Origin of the sequence: Paracoccus seriniphilus (assembly GCF_028553745.1) — a bacterium.
GTDB classification, from domain to species: Bacteria; Pseudomonadota; Alphaproteobacteria; order Rhodobacterales; family Rhodobacteraceae; genus Paracoccus; species Paracoccus seriniphilus.
The window spans coordinates 417,889-430,543 of sequence record NZ_CP067131.1 but is presented as its reverse complement, the minus strand read 5'-3'; the positions used below and the strand labels follow the sequence as shown (position 1 = coordinate 430,543).

At 60.9% G+C, this 12,655-nt stretch carries 12 protein-coding genes; 3 read left to right on the top strand and 9 right to left on the bottom strand.

Going from position 1 to position 12,655, the window contains the following annotated elements:
• Positions 1-43: 43 nt before the first annotated feature.
• Both JHW44_RS18365 and JHW44_RS18360 read right to left on the bottom strand, forming a co-directional pair.
• Positions 44-922, bottom strand: a complete 879-nt coding sequence (locus tag JHW44_RS18365) for a LysR substrate-binding domain-containing protein (RefSeq protein WP_089345059.1) — start codon at positions 920-922, stop codon at positions 44-46.
• Positions 919-1,971 carry a YeiH family protein gene (locus JHW44_RS18360; RefSeq protein ID WP_089345060.1) on the bottom strand — a complete coding sequence of 351 codons (1,053 nt, stop codon included), beginning with the start codon at positions 1,969-1,971 and terminating at the stop codon, positions 919-921. The genes JHW44_RS18365 and JHW44_RS18360 overlap by 4 nt, the downstream gene beginning before the upstream one ends.
• A gap of 162 nt (positions 1,972-2,133) precedes the next feature.
• On the opposite strand from JHW44_RS18360, the gene JHW44_RS18355 reads away from it, so the two are divergent.
• Entirely contained in the window at positions 2,134-2,553 is a 420-nt protein-coding gene (locus JHW44_RS18355; protein ID WP_089345061.1) for a MerR family transcriptional regulator, read from the top strand.
• A 134-nt stretch (positions 2,554-2,687) separates the two neighbouring features.
• Here JHW44_RS18355 and JHW44_RS18350 read toward each other — a convergent pair whose 3' ends face one another.
• The 4 genes from JHW44_RS18350 to JHW44_RS18335 all read right to left on the bottom strand — a co-directional run bounded on the left by JHW44_RS18350 (position 2,688) and on the right by JHW44_RS18335 (position 7,487).
• On the bottom strand, positions 2,688-4,484 hold the full coding sequence (locus JHW44_RS18350) for an IlvD/Edd family dehydratase (protein ID WP_089345062.1): 1,797 nt from the start codon (positions 4,482-4,484) through the stop codon (positions 2,688-2,690).
• 15 nt (positions 4,485-4,499) lie between these two features.
• Positions 4,500-5,816: a TRAP transporter large permease gene (locus JHW44_RS18345; protein WP_089345063.1), complete on the bottom strand. Its 1,317-nt coding sequence runs from the start codon at positions 5,814-5,816 to the stop codon at positions 4,500-4,502.
• A complete protein-coding gene (locus JHW44_RS18340) occupies positions 5,816-6,379 on the bottom strand; it encodes a TRAP transporter small permease subunit (RefSeq protein WP_089345064.1) in 564 nt (187 codons plus the stop codon). The genes JHW44_RS18345 and JHW44_RS18340 overlap by 1 nt, the downstream gene beginning before the upstream one ends.
• Before the next feature lie 79 nt (positions 6,380-6,458).
• Complete coding sequence (locus JHW44_RS18335) at positions 6,459-7,487, bottom strand: TRAP transporter substrate-binding protein (protein ID WP_089345065.1); 1,029 nt, start codon at positions 7,485-7,487, stop codon at positions 6,459-6,461.
• Positions 7,488-7,734: 247 nt separating this feature from the next.
• Between JHW44_RS18335 and gntR the strand changes: the two genes are divergently transcribed.
• Positions 7,735-8,796, top strand: coding sequence for an HTH-type transcriptional regulator GntR (gene gntR, locus JHW44_RS18330; protein WP_336385723.1), 1,062 nt, complete (start codon positions 7,735-7,737; stop codon positions 8,794-8,796).
• 17 nt (positions 8,797-8,813) lie between these two features.
• Here gntR and JHW44_RS18325 read toward each other — a convergent pair whose 3' ends face one another.
• The gene (locus tag JHW44_RS18325; protein ID WP_089345067.1) at positions 8,814-9,812 is read right to left on the bottom strand and encodes a LacI family DNA-binding transcriptional regulator; all 999 of its coding nucleotides are present in this window, start codon (positions 9,810-9,812) and stop codon (positions 8,814-8,816) included.
• 242 nt (positions 9,813-10,054) lie between these two features.
• Here JHW44_RS18325 and JHW44_RS18320 point away from each other — a divergent pair, with 242 nt between their 5' ends.
• Positions 10,055-10,669 (top strand): hypothetical protein, encoded by a 615-nt coding sequence (locus JHW44_RS18320; RefSeq protein WP_089345068.1) that lies wholly within the window; start codon positions 10,055-10,057, stop codon positions 10,667-10,669.
• 58 nt (positions 10,670-10,727) lie between these two features.
• Here the strand turns inward: JHW44_RS18320 and JHW44_RS18315 are convergent, their stop codons facing one another.
• On the bottom strand, positions 10,728-11,813 hold the full coding sequence (locus JHW44_RS18315) for an ABC transporter ATP-binding protein (RefSeq protein WP_089345069.1): 1,086 nt from the start codon (positions 11,811-11,813) through the stop codon (positions 10,728-10,730).
• Entirely contained in the window at positions 11,810-12,631 is an 822-nt protein-coding gene (locus JHW44_RS18310; RefSeq protein ID WP_272850347.1) for an IclR family transcriptional regulator, read from the bottom strand. Before JHW44_RS18310 ends, JHW44_RS18315 begins: the two co-directional genes overlap by 4 nt.
• Positions 12,632-12,655 lie beyond the last annotated feature (24 nt).

Below are 12,655 nucleotides of genomic sequence, written 5' to 3'. Positions count from 1 at the left end.
CCATCGCGGTTTGCTGCGCTTGCCCCTTTTGCATCGGGAAGGGTCAGGGCCGGGCGCAGTCCAGAAATCGCGCCTCGGCCAACGAAATTTGTCGCTCCTTGTGGTGCAGGACAAAGAAATTGCGTTGCGGCAGGTCGATATCGACCCGCGCAATGCGCCCGTTTTCCAGCAATGGCTGGATGACAAGTGTGGACAGAATGGCGGCACCGCCGCCGGCCTTGACGGCGCTGCGCACCGCTTCGTTCGATGGCAACTCGAAAGCGACGCGCATCGAGGCCTTGTCCAACCCATTGCGCTTCAAAAGGTCCTCCCAGACGGCGCGGGTGCCCGAGCCCGGCTCCCGCAGCACCCAGGTTCCCTCTTGCAACTGAGCAGCGGTCAGGGGCGGCGTCCTGGCCCAGGGGTGATCCGGGGCAACCACCAAAGCCATTTCGTCACCGGTCAGCTTGGTGACGGACAGGGTCGGGGCCTCGACCACACCTTCGACAAACCCCAGATCGATGGTTGCGCCCTGCACCATGGACGCGATGTCCTGTGTGTTCCCGGTGGTGAGGCTTAGTGAAAAATCAGGGTATTCATTGTGGAACCGCTGCATGACGCCGGGCAGCCAGTAATTGGCGACTGTCTGGCTGGCCCCCAGTCGCAGCGTGCCGCGCCGCAGTTGCGCCAGATCGGCCAGCAGACGTTCGGCCTGTTCCGCCCGACCCAATACGGCACGGGCCTCATCGAGAAATTGCCGTCCGGCATCAGTCAGAACGATCCGCCGCCCGACCCGGTCGAACAGGCGGACGGCGTGGCGTTGTTCAAGGGCCGAGATGGCGGCGCTGGTTGCACTTTGTGTCAGGTTCAAAGCCGCCGCCGCCTGTGTCACATGCTGACGTTCGGCGACGGCGATGAAGATGCGCAACTGTTCCAGCGTCATGTCGTGATCAATACCAATCCCAGACTGAGCGCAGAGATGAACAACCAGGCACCGGCCCCCAGCAGGGCTGGGCGCGGCCCCTCGGCCACCAACTTGCGCAGATCTGTTTCAAGTCCCATGGCAGCAAGGGCCATGGCAAGCATGAATTGCGTTGCGCTGGTGGAATAGGGGGCAAGATCTTCGGGCAACCAGCCGGTGCTGGCCAGACCGACCATGACCAGAAAGCCCAGGACGAACCACGGGATCGGGATGCCGCCGCCATCGTGATCCTGACCGGACTGGCGCATCCGCCGTGCGGCCGCCACGCCCAGCATCAGCACCATCGGCGCCAGCAGCATCACGCGGGTCAGCTTGGCCAGGGTGCCGAATTCTCCGGCCTCTTGCCCGCGCGCATAGGCGGCGGCAACAACCTGTGCGACCTCGTGAATCGATGAGCCTGTCCACAGTCCGAACGCATGCGCGTCCATGCCCAGGAAACCTCCGATCAGCGGCATCAGCACCATCGAAAGAGAACCGAAGATGGTCACGCAGGCAACTGCATAGGCGACATCCTCGTCACGAGCGCGGGTAACCGTATTCGTTGCGATCACCGCCGAGGCACCACAAATCGAGCTGCCTGCAGCGATCAGCTGCGTCAGCCCCGCGTCGACCTTCAGCAGCTTGCCCAGCCATGTCGTGAAGGCAAATGTTGCCACCAGCGTCACGATGACCACTGTCACGCCAATGCCGCCGACCTGCATGACCTGTTGAAACGTCAGTTGCAGACCCAGCAGCACGATCCCGGCGCGCAACACGCGCTTCAGGCTGAACTTGACGCCCGGTTTGGCGATGGCGGGTGTGCCGCGCAGATTGTGGATCACCATGCCGATCAGGATCGCAAGGATAAGGGGGCTTAGCGCCGAAAAGCCTGGCAGCAGGCGCAGGCCAAAGGCCGCAGCGGCGATCAGCGCGGTCAATGCCAGACCGGGCAGAACGGATCGCGCACCGTGATCCGCAGGCGCGGCTGCGATAGGGGGGGCATCGAAATGCTCGGTGCTGGGAGTACTCATGTCCAGTTGTCCTGTCTTGGTGGTGGCGCCACAGGTAGTTCACGACAATTAAACAATCCAATTGATTATAATTTGCGAACCGTTCGATATTATCGAACGATTGACAAGGCTTTATCCGGCTGTATCCGATAGGTTTGATTGTCGCGGAAAGAGAGGTGCCAAATGCAGATCGGAATCGGAGCTCTTTCGCGGGAAACCGGGATCAAGGTGCCCACCATTCGCTATTACGAGAAGATCGGGCTGGTCCCGGAAGGCGACCGCACCGCGGGCAACCAGCGCCGCTATGATCAGGCCGATATTGACCGGTTGCGCTTCATTCGACATGCCCGCGCCTTGGGTTTTGACCTCGCGGCGATCCGGGAATTGCTGGCCATGTCAGAGAAACCCCAGGCGTCCTGCCATGAGGCGGACAGCATTGCGCGCGAGCATCTGGCCGAGGTAGACCGTCGCATCGCCCAGTTGCAGGCGCTGCGCGAAGAACTGGGTCGGATGATTTCCGAATGCAGCCCTGGGCGGATTTGCGACTGCAAAGTCATCAATGTTCTGGCCGATCACGCGAATTGCCTGCACGATCAGCATTGATCCGTCAGCCCCCGTGACAATCGCGACCCGGCGGGAGGCGATCTGGCTGTCGAGCGAGGAAACCGCAGCGGATCCGCATATCCAAAGCCTGCGCTTGCAGGCTTTGGATGTTGTGATTGCCGACTGTTCGCCGATCAGTGGCTGTGGCGGGGCAGCGCCTTGTTGCCGATGTCGCGGAACTGGTCGGCCCCATCCAGCACCATGCCATCACTGAACTGGCGCACGCGGTCGCGGAAAATAGCCTGCCATGGCGACTGGCTTTCGGGCACCTTATAGCCTCCGGCAGCGTCCAGCGCGGCACGGCGGGCGGCGATTTCCTTGTCGTCCAGCAGCAACTGCACCTGACGCGTGTTCAGATCGATCCGCAGCCGGTCGCCATCCTGCAGAATGGCCAGATTGCCGCCATCGGCCGCCTCGGGCGAGGCGTTCAGGATCGAGGCCGAACCCGAGGTCCCCGATTGCCGCCCGTCACCCAGACACGGCAGGCCACGAATGCCCTCCTTGATCAGGTAGGAGGGCGGGCGCATGTTCACCACTTCGGCACCGCCCGGATAGCCCTTGGGGCCTGCACCACGCATCACGAGGATGCTATCGGCGGTGATGCCCAACGCCGGATCGTCGATGCGCTTGTGGAAGTCCTCGGGGCCGTCAAAGACAAAGGCCGGACCTTCAAAGGCCATGGGATCGGCGTCATTGGACAGATAGCGTGCGCGGAAGTCATCGGTGATGACCGAGGTCTTCATGATCGCCGTGTCAAAGAGATTGCCCGACATGTTCAGGAAGCCGGCCTTGTCGGTCAGCGCACGATCCAGAGTGCGGATCACATCGCTGTTTTCGCAGGGCGCATCCGCATAGAGCCCGCCAAAGGCCTCGCCCGTCACCGTGATCGCATCGGGATGGGGGATCAGCCCGCCGCGCAGCAATTCGGCGACTACGGCCGGAAGACCGCCTGCCAGATGGAAGTCCTCGGACAGATAGGCGCCGGCAGGCTGGACGTTGGCCAGCAGCGGAACCTCATAGCCGATCTTTTCCCAATCGGCGTTACTGATCTCGATGCCCAGATGTTTGGCGATCGCGACCAGATGAATTGGCGCATTCGTCGATCCGCCAATGGCCGAATTGACGACGATGGCGTTTTCAAAGGCCTCGCGGGTCATGACATGCGAGGGTCGCAGATCCTCGCGGACCATATCGACAATGCGCCTGCCGGTGTAATAGGCCATCTGGCCGCGTTCGCGATAGGGGGCCGGAATCGAGGCCGATCCGGGCAGTTGCATGCCAAGCGCCTCGGCCAGCGAATTCATCGTCGAAGCCGTGCCCATGGTGTTGCAATAGCCCACCGAAGGTGCCGAAGCCGCGGCCATGTTCAGGAAGCCTTCGCCGTCAATTTCCCCCGTGGCGTATTTTTCGCGGGCTTTCCAGATGATCGCGCCCGATCCTGCGCGCTCGCCCTTGTGCCATCCATTCAGCATCGGGCCGACCGAAAAGGCGATGGCGGGGATGTTCACCGTGGCGGCAGCCATCAGCAGCGCGGGCGTGGTCTTGTCGCAGCCAATCGTCAGGACCACCCCGTCGATGGGATAGCCATAAAGGCTTTCGACAAGGCTGAGATAGGCGAGATTTCGATCCAGCATCGCCGTGGGTCGCTTGCCGGTTTCCTGGATCGGATGGACGGGAATTTCCAGTGGAATGCCACCGGCAGCGATGATGCCGTCGCGGGTGCGCTTGGCCAGTTCGACATGATGGCGATTGCAGGGAGACAGGTCGGAACCTGTCTGGGCAATGCCGATGATCGGCTTGCCCGAGCGCAATTCTTCCAGCGTCAGCCCATAGTTCAGGTAACGCTCCAGATAGAGCGCGGTCATCTCGGGATCGGCCAGATCGTTGAACCAGCTTTCGGAACGAAGAGGTTTGCGTGTGCTGTCTGTCATGGATAGCTCCGAAGGTTAATGACCAGTGATGCCCGGGAAGGCGATCAAAAGGGCAACGGCAAGAATCTGCATGCCGATGAAAGGCAGCAGCGAGCGGAAGATATCCCCCAGCGAAATATCGGGTGGGGCAACCGATTTCAGATAGAAGGCCGCGGGTCCGAAGGGCGGGGACAGGAAACTGACCTGCATGTTCATGGCGAAGACGACGCCGAACCAGACCGGATCGTAACCCATGTCGCGCACGATGGGCACGAAGATGGGCATGCACAGCAGGGCAATCCCTACCCAGTCGAGGAACATCCCAAGCACGAAAAGGATCGCCATCATGAACAGGATCACCACGGTGGGATTGTCGGAAATCCCGGTGATCAGGTTGGACACGAAATTGATGCCGCCCATCAGGTTGAACACGCCGACCAGGGCCGAGGCCCCAATGCCGATCCAGACGATCATCCCCACTGTGCGCAGGGTCTGTTTGGCGGCGCCGATCATCAGATCGACGGTGAACTCGCCCCGGATGATGGTAGAGAGGGTGACGCCGATCACGCCAATGGCCGAGGCTTCGGTTACCGAGGCGATCCCGCCATAGATCGAACCAAGCACGAAGATGACCACGAGGATCGGCAGGAACAGACCCTTGAGCAGGCGCAGCTTTTCCGCGCGAGTGATATCTTCGGGTTCGGCAATGGGGGCCAGCGCCGGGTTCATATAGGCACGGATCAGGATATAGGCGGCATAGAAGCCCGCCAGCATCAGGCCGGGCAGGAAGGCGGCAGAGAACAGATCGCCGACCGAGACATTGGCGGTCAGCCCATAGATGATCAGGACGATCGAGGGCGGCACCATGGTGCCAAGCGCACCGCCGGCGCAGCAGACCCCGATGGCCAGATTGCGATCATAGCCAAGCCTCAGCATCTGCGGCAGGGCCAGCAGGCCCAGCAGGATGACCTCGCCGCCGATGATGCCGGACATGGCTGCCAGCACGACGGCCACCAGCAATGTCTGGATGGCGACACCGCCCCGGATACGCCCGGCCAGCACCTTCATGGCGTCAAACAGGTCCCGAGCGATGCCGGATCGGTCAAGGATTGCCGCCATCAGAACGAACATCGGCACCGAGACGAAGACAAAGCTGTTGACGAAGCTGAAGATTCGCGAGGTGATCAGGGGAACCGCCATGGGGCCGAACCAGCCAAGCGCAAAGATCAGCGCGACCAGCAGGGTCACGAAAGCCAGCGGCATGCCCGTAAGCAGCAGCGCCATCAGCATGACAAACATGGCCAGCGTCGCGCCGCCAATGCCAAGCGACTGAAAATCGAAGAGGAAATCCATCAGGCTTGGCCCTTCCTGCGCAGGTAGTTTATCGTGAAGATCGTGAACTGGACGACCAGAAGGACCAGGATGATCAGAAGGAAGATTTTCAGCAGCCCCGGATAGGGCGGGTTCCAGGCCGAGCCCGAGGTTTCCAGTCGAAAGTCGCCCTGCGGAGTCCACGCCGCGCGTTTGACACTCAGCCATGCGGCCCATGCAAAGAACAGCGATGCGATCAGGCAGGTCAGCGAGATCAATATGTTGAAGACCCGCTTCATGCCCGCCGACAGCCGGTCGTAGAAGATGACCACGCGGATATGCTTGTCGATGGCGGCAGCGTAGAGGCCACCATAAACGAAGGCGAGGGCACTGAGGAATACGACCGTTTCATGCACCCAGCGTGTGGGCGCATTGAAGACGTAGCGCATCACCACCTCGTAGAACAACAGTCCGGCCGAGGCGAGAATGCCGATGGCGAACAGCAGGCCGATGGCATTGACGGCTTTCCCGAACAGTCCGGCTTCGGGCACGGCTTCGGGTGTCTGGTTATGGCTGGCGAGAGTTTCGTCGATGACATCGGTCATGGGCGCATACGGCCTCTGGTCTTGAGGTGGAAAAACCCCCGGCATGCGGCCGGGGGCGATATGTTCAGGGAAAGCGTGATCAGTCTTCGGCCATCAGGCCGTTTTCGACCAGATAGGTGGTCAGCAGATCATAGACCTTCTGCGAGTTTTCCGAAGCCTGCGCAGCCTTTTCCCATTGGCTGCGGGCGATGGCGCGGAACTTGGCGCGGTCTTCATCAGACCAGTCGTGCACGGTGATTTCGCCACCGGCCTTCGCCTCTTCCACGGCCTCCATGTCGCGCTTGAGAACCGTCTCGGACTGATAGGTCGCGAATTCGCGCACCGAATCCTCCATTGCGGTTTTCAGATCGTCGGGCAGAGAATCCCATTTGGCCTTGTTGACGGACACCTCGATCAGGGGCATCGAGTGAAAGCCCGGATAGACCGGATGCTTTGCCACATCATGCAGGCCCTGTGCAGCATTGGTCGAAAATGTGTTATAGTCGGCGGCGTCAATCACGCCCTTGTCCAGCGAGGTAAAGACCTCGGATCCGGGCAGGTTCACAGGCGAGGCACCGGCTGCAGCAAAGACATTCTGCACCATGCCTTCGGGGGCACGCAGTTTCAGGCCCTTCAGATCATCCACGCCATCCAGCGGCACCTTGGAGACAAAGGCTTCAAGGCCCGGGGTCGTCGCACCGATGAAATGCAGGCCATAGGGCTCGAGCATTTCATTCATCAGTTCCTTGCCGCCGCCGTTTTCCATGAAGTCGAACATCTGATCAGGCGAGGACCATGCACCCACCGGGTTCGCGATCAGGCCGAAAGCCGGATCCTTGCCCGAGGCATAGGATGTGTCGGTGAAATGGCCGTCCAGAATGCCCGCGGCGACAGCATCCATCGTTTCGGAATGGGCGACGATGGTTTCGACGGGCAACATCTCGACGGCGACGCGACCATCGGTCTTTTCCGACACCATTTCGGCCCATTCCTTTTGCAGCACGAAGTTCGTGTTGCCGGCGGGGTCCGAGGATTGAATGCGGAAAGTGAATTCCTGGGCTTGCGCGGCGCCGCCGAGGGCAAGTGCAACGGCGGTTCCAAGAAACAGGCTGCGGCGAGTCAGGGTCATGGCAGGGCTCCTCCCTAATTTCAACGTGCTCGGGCACGGGAATCTGTCCGGGCTGCGAGTCTGCGGCACGATACGTGACATAAAATGACAGCGCAATCATTTTTGTGGCGCTGATTGCCCTGGCTGGCGTTCATGCGGTGCAGTCACCGACATGTTGGTTGAAATCGGAACGCTCAGATCATTCAGTTCAAGCTGAACATATTGTATCTTCAAGTAATTCTTGAATGATTCCGGTGGTTCGGCAAGAATGCCCCCGCGAATAGGAAAGCGATACGCCATGGTGCGAAAGACAAAAGGCCGTTCGAAAAGGCCGACATTGGTTGATGTTGCCCGAGAAGCTGGTGTTAGCGCGATCACCGTATCGCGCACGATCCGGTCGCCTGAAATCGTCTCCGAGACCGCGCGGCGCAAGGTCGAAGAGGCGATCTCCCGGCTGGGATATACACCCGATCCGGCGGCGTCGGCATTGGCGTCACACAGCACCTCGACCATTGGCCTGTTGGTGCCCTCTCTGACCAACAATGTCTTTTCCGATGTCTTGCGCGGCGTCTATGAGGGGGTTGAAGGGACAAGATTCTTCATACAGATCGGCAATTATCGCTATAGCGCGCTGGAAGAAGAAGGGCTGATCCGCAATTTCCTCAGCCAGCGCCCGGCCGGATTGATCGTTTCGTCGATGGATCAGACACCGGCAGGGCGGGCATTGCTGGAATCGGCGTCCTGTCCGGTCGTGCAGATCATGGAAATCTCGCCCGGAGCCGTGGACATGAGCGTCGGTTTCGATCAGTTGGCCGCGGTGCGCAGCGGTGCGCGGCACCTTCTGGATTGCGGCTATCGGCGCCCCGGGTTCATCAGTGCGCGCATGGATCCCCGCGCACAACGCAGGCTGGCCACCTTTCGTGAATTCACCGCCAGCGCGGGGGTGCTGGATGACAGGCGCATCATCACCACGCCGCAGCCGTCCTCGGTGGGCATGGGGCGCTATCTGATGGAACAGCTTCTTTCCCGTGCCCCGGATATCGACGCGGTGATGTGCAACAATGACGACCTGGCCGTCGGGGCGCTGATGGAGGCCAAGCGGCGCAATATTCCGGTTCCAGATCAGATGGGAATCTGCAGCTATAACGATATCGAGATGGTGCGCCAGATGGTGCCCGCGCTGACGGCGGTTGCAACGCCGCGCCATGAAATCGGCGCGCGCGCCATTGCCATGTTGCTGGCTGAAATAGCCCAGCCGGGTTCGGTCGACCAGCGTCACCTCGATCTGGGCTATGAATTGATGATCCGTGAGTCCACCCGTCCGGTCTGAAGGCGCTGGCGGTGCGGTCAGTTGACGGGGCGCAGGGTCCCCCGTTCGATCACGCGGCAAGGAAATAGCCGCGCTTCGGGATAGCGGTCGGGCTCGCTAAGCATGGCGGCCATCAGTTCGATCGAGGAACTGACGATCTGCTTGATCGGCTGATGAATCGTGGTCAGATCGATCCCCGCCCATCCGGCCATTTCCATATCGTTCAGCCCGATGATGCCGACATCGCGTCCGGGCGTCAGCCCGTGGTCGCGCAGGGCAGACAGCGCACCGATGGACAGAACGTCATCGGCGCAGAAATAGGCCTCGGCCAGACCATCCTGCAATTGCTGCTGCATGGCCAGACGCCCGGCGTCAAAGGAGTAATTCTCGGCAAAACGATGGGCAACGGTCAGTTGGGCATTGCGCGAGGCTTCGTCCAGAAAGCCGGCCATTCGATCCTGTGTCGAGGTCGCGCTTGCCGGCCCTCCAATGAACCCGACTTTGCTGTACCCCCTTTGCGCCAGGGTGCGCAGGGCCATTCTGCCGCATTCAACATTGTCGATGCCCACGATATGCACCTTGGGAGAGCTGGTGTATTTGCCAAAGGCATGAACCACGGCCACCCCGGCATCGCGAAAGGCCAGCGCGAAATCGGACGGCAGGGTCGATGAGGCGACAATGACTCCGTCCACCGAGTACTGACGCAGCATCCTCACCGATTTTTCGGGGTCGGTTTCATCAGAGAGATTGACCAGGAGCGGTCGCAGGTCGCGCTCTTGCAGGCCGCGGGTGAACTGGTCGAAGATCTCGAGGAAGATCGGGTTGTGGAAGTTGTTCGACACCAGGCCAATCAGGCTGGTGCGGCCGGTATTCAGGCTGCGTGCCAGCACATTGGGTGAATAGCCCAGTTCCTGGGCCGCCTTTTCGACCTTGCGTCTTGTCTTGGCCGAGACAGAGGCGCCCTTGGTAAATGTGCGCGAGACAGCCGAACGCGAAACACCGGCGCGTTCGGCGACCTCTTTAAGGGTAATGACCATTGCGGCTCCGATCCATGTGAATGCCTTTCATTGCGAACCGGGGTTCATGCATTGCTTCCCTAAAATATAACAAATGCAATCGATTGCAAAACAGTCTTTTGCATTTTGGTCAACACCGAGTTCGCATTTCGGCATCACGTGGCTGAGGACGCGGCAGCCTGTCCGGCTGCGGAACCGGGCGGGCGTAGGTCCGCGTTGTTCACGCATGAAGGGCAGGGATGCCGTGATCAAGGGAGACGCAGATGCTGGCTTGGCTGAATGAACATGGCGCGTTGCTTCAGGCGGCTGTCGGGATTGTCACGGCGCTCGTCTGGGTCATCTATCTGCATATTTTCGTGTCGGGCCAGAAACGGCAGCGCCGCAACGAAATCCTGATCACGGTGGCGGGGCAACGGGACCTGACGGGGCATATCCTGGTCTGCAATCTGGGCTTCGAGCCGGTCTATATCCTGGATATCCTGATGAAGAGATGTGCGGGCGACGACCATACGGTGTTTTCCGTCGCGGACCGATCCGAGGTGCGGGCGGAAGATCAGACTTCGGTTGACAAGGTCACGTTGCAGATGCCGCTCAACAGCGGTGACTTCGTGGATGTCGGACCCATCGAGACCCTGCTCAGCCGTGGCGATGCGACAGGCACAGACCTGTCCACCCGAGAGGATCTGACCCGGCTGGAACTGACCGTGGCCGCCGTATCGGCCGCGACCACAAGCATTGTCGCGGCGCGCCGTGTTTTCGAGCTGGAAACCTCGGAAAGGGGCGCAAGGATATTGCGCCCGCTCAGCCTCTACGCCGAACAGATCCGCGACCGGCGCGGGCGGCGCGCCATCGAACGGCAATTGCAGGCCATGATCTGATCGCAGACCTTGCCGGGTGGGGCCACCCCCCGGCAAGGCCCAGCCTGAACTGCCGAGATCAGGCCATCGCCGGTTGTGTTACCGGACGCAGGCGCTGTTCGGTTTCGGGGTCGAAGTACAGCGCATCGGCGGGGTCGAAGTCGATGCCCACGGCGGTTCCTGCCGGCAGGCTTTCATCATTGCGCGATTCAGCGACCAGACGGGTGCCATCAAGACAATTGACATAGTCATAGGACACGCCGCCCAGCCTTTCTCGCAGATCCAGACGCAGGCTGGACCCACCGGGGCTGACCCGCAGATGCTGGGGCCGCAGGCCGACCAGAACCCTGCCCGAGGCGGTCGCGGGCAGTTGGGGTGCGGCGATCATCCTGTCGCCAAGGGCCGGAATGCGGATCTGGTTTCCCTGCACGACTCCGTCAAGGAAATTCATGCTGGGCGAGCCGATGAAACCGGCGACGAATTTGTTGTCGGGATCCTGATACAGGTCCATCGGGCTGCCAACCTGTTCGATCGAGCCGGCGCGCAGCACCACGATCTTGTCGGCAAGGGTCATCGCCTCGACCTGATCATGGGTGACATAGATCATGGTTGCGCCGATTTCCTTGTGCAGCCGGGAAATCTCGACGCGCATGTCCACGCGCAGTTCAGCATCAAGGTTGGACAGCGGCTCATCGAAGAGGAAAACCTCGGGACCGCGAACGATAGCCCGCCCGATGGCCACGCGCTGACGCTGACCGCCCGACAGGGCCTTGGGCTTGCGCGTCAGATAGTCCTCAAGCTGCAGGATGCGCGCCGCTTCGGCGACCTTGGCCTTGACCTGATCCTTGGGCTGACCGTTCATCTTCAGGCCAAAGCCCATGTTTTCTTCGACCGTCATATGCGGATACAGCGCATAGGTCTGGAACACCATTGCCACACCGCGTTCGGCTGGATCGGCATGGGTCACGTCGCGCGCGCCGATTTGAATTGCCCCGTCTGTGGTTTCTTCCAGTCCGGCGATCATCCGCAGCAGGGTCGATTTCCCGCAGCCCGACGGGCCGACGAAGACGCAGAACTCGCCATCTTCGATTTCCAGGTCAACACCATGGACCACCTGAACGGGGCCGTATTTCTTGATCACATTCTTCAGCGTGACGCCGGTCATTGGGTGGTCTCCTCCGTGTTGCGTTCCGGAAAACGCCAGTTTTCGACATCGCGGGCGATTTCGGCCGCGACCTGCTTCAGTTCGGGGGCAAGCCTGCTCAGCTCGTCCAGCGATCTCTTGGATGTCTGCGCGGTCAGCGACAGGGCGCCCAGAACCGAGCCGCCGCGCGCCAGAATGGGAACCGCGCAGCAGATGATACCGGGTTCATGCTCCTCGCGGTCAAAGGCATGGCCGTCGCGCCGGATCTGTTCCAGCTCGCTGACCAGAGCTTCGGCACTGCTGAGCGTGGTCGGCGTGTGGGGGTGGTAGCTTTGCGCATTCAGCGCGTTCTGCAATGCATCCGGCGAAAGAAAGGCCATCATCGCCTTGCCGACGCCGGTGCAATAGGCGGGGCCGACGCGCCCGGCCTGAGAGAACATCTCGACCGTCTGCGCCGCGCTGCGCTTGTCGACATAGAGGACATGCCCACGGTCAAGCTGGGCGACATGGATGGTTTCGCCGGTCTGCCGGGCAAGTCGGTCGATATGCGGGCGTGCGATGGGGGCCAGGGATGACTGCGCCCAAGCCGAATGGGCCAGCCGGACCAGGCGGACACCCAGCGCATAGGTTCCCATCTCGGATTCATGCTGCAGCATCCCCTGATTCGTCAGCGTTTGCAGCAGGCGGTACAAAGTCGCTTTCGGGTAGGGCGATTGCGAAAGCAGGTCGACGAAGCGGACGGGGCGCCCAAAACTCGCAACCATATCAAGCACATCCAGCGCCTTTCCCACAGTTCCGTCCGAATGGCCCTCGGCGCTCATCGTCTGTTTCTCCTGCATCTCGGTCTTGACAGAAATACCAAT

What these genes read in the sequence shown, in the direction of transcription:
- JHW44_RS18360 (WP_089345060.1), bottom strand. Translation starts at nt 1,971, where the DNA reads ATGAGTACTCCCAGCACCGAGCATTTCGATGCCCCCCCTATCGCAGCC.
- JHW44_RS18345 (WP_089345063.1), bottom strand. Translation starts at nt 5,816, where the DNA reads ATGGATTTCCTCTTCGATTTTCAGTCGCTTGGCATTGGCGGCGCGACG.
- gntR (WP_336385723.1), top strand. Translation starts at nt 7,735, where the DNA reads ATGCCCCCGCGAATAGGAAAGCGATACGCCATGGTGCGAAAGACAAAA.
- JHW44_RS18350 (WP_089345062.1), bottom strand. Translation starts at nt 4,484, where the DNA reads ATGACAGACAGCACACGCAAACCTCTTCGTTCCGAAAGCTGGTTCAAC.
- JHW44_RS18365 (WP_089345059.1), bottom strand. Translation starts at nt 922, where the DNA reads ATGACGCTGGAACAGTTGCGCATCTTCATCGCCGTCGCCGAACGTCAG.
- JHW44_RS18315 (WP_089345069.1), bottom strand. Translation starts at nt 11,813, where the DNA reads ATGACCGGCGTCACGCTGAAGAATGTGATCAAGAAATACGGCCCCGTT.
- JHW44_RS18340 (WP_089345064.1), bottom strand. Translation starts at nt 6,379, where the DNA reads ATGACCGATGTCATCGACGAAACTCTCGCCAGCCATAACCAGACACCC.
- JHW44_RS18325 (WP_089345067.1), bottom strand. Translation starts at nt 9,812, where the DNA reads ATGGTCATTACCCTTAAAGAGGTCGCCGAACGCGCCGGTGTTTCGCGT.
- JHW44_RS18310 (WP_272850347.1), bottom strand. Translation starts at nt 12,631, where the DNA reads ATGCAGGAGAAACAGACGATGAGCGCCGAGGGCCATTCGGACGGAACT.
- JHW44_RS18320 (WP_089345068.1), top strand. Translation starts at nt 10,055, where the DNA reads ATGCTGGCTTGGCTGAATGAACATGGCGCGTTGCTTCAGGCGGCTGTC.
- JHW44_RS18335 (WP_089345065.1), bottom strand. Translation starts at nt 7,487, where the DNA reads ATGACCCTGACTCGCCGCAGCCTGTTTCTTGGAACCGCCGTTGCACTT.
- JHW44_RS18355 (WP_089345061.1), top strand. Translation starts at nt 2,134, where the DNA reads ATGCAGATCGGAATCGGAGCTCTTTCGCGGGAAACCGGGATCAAGGTG.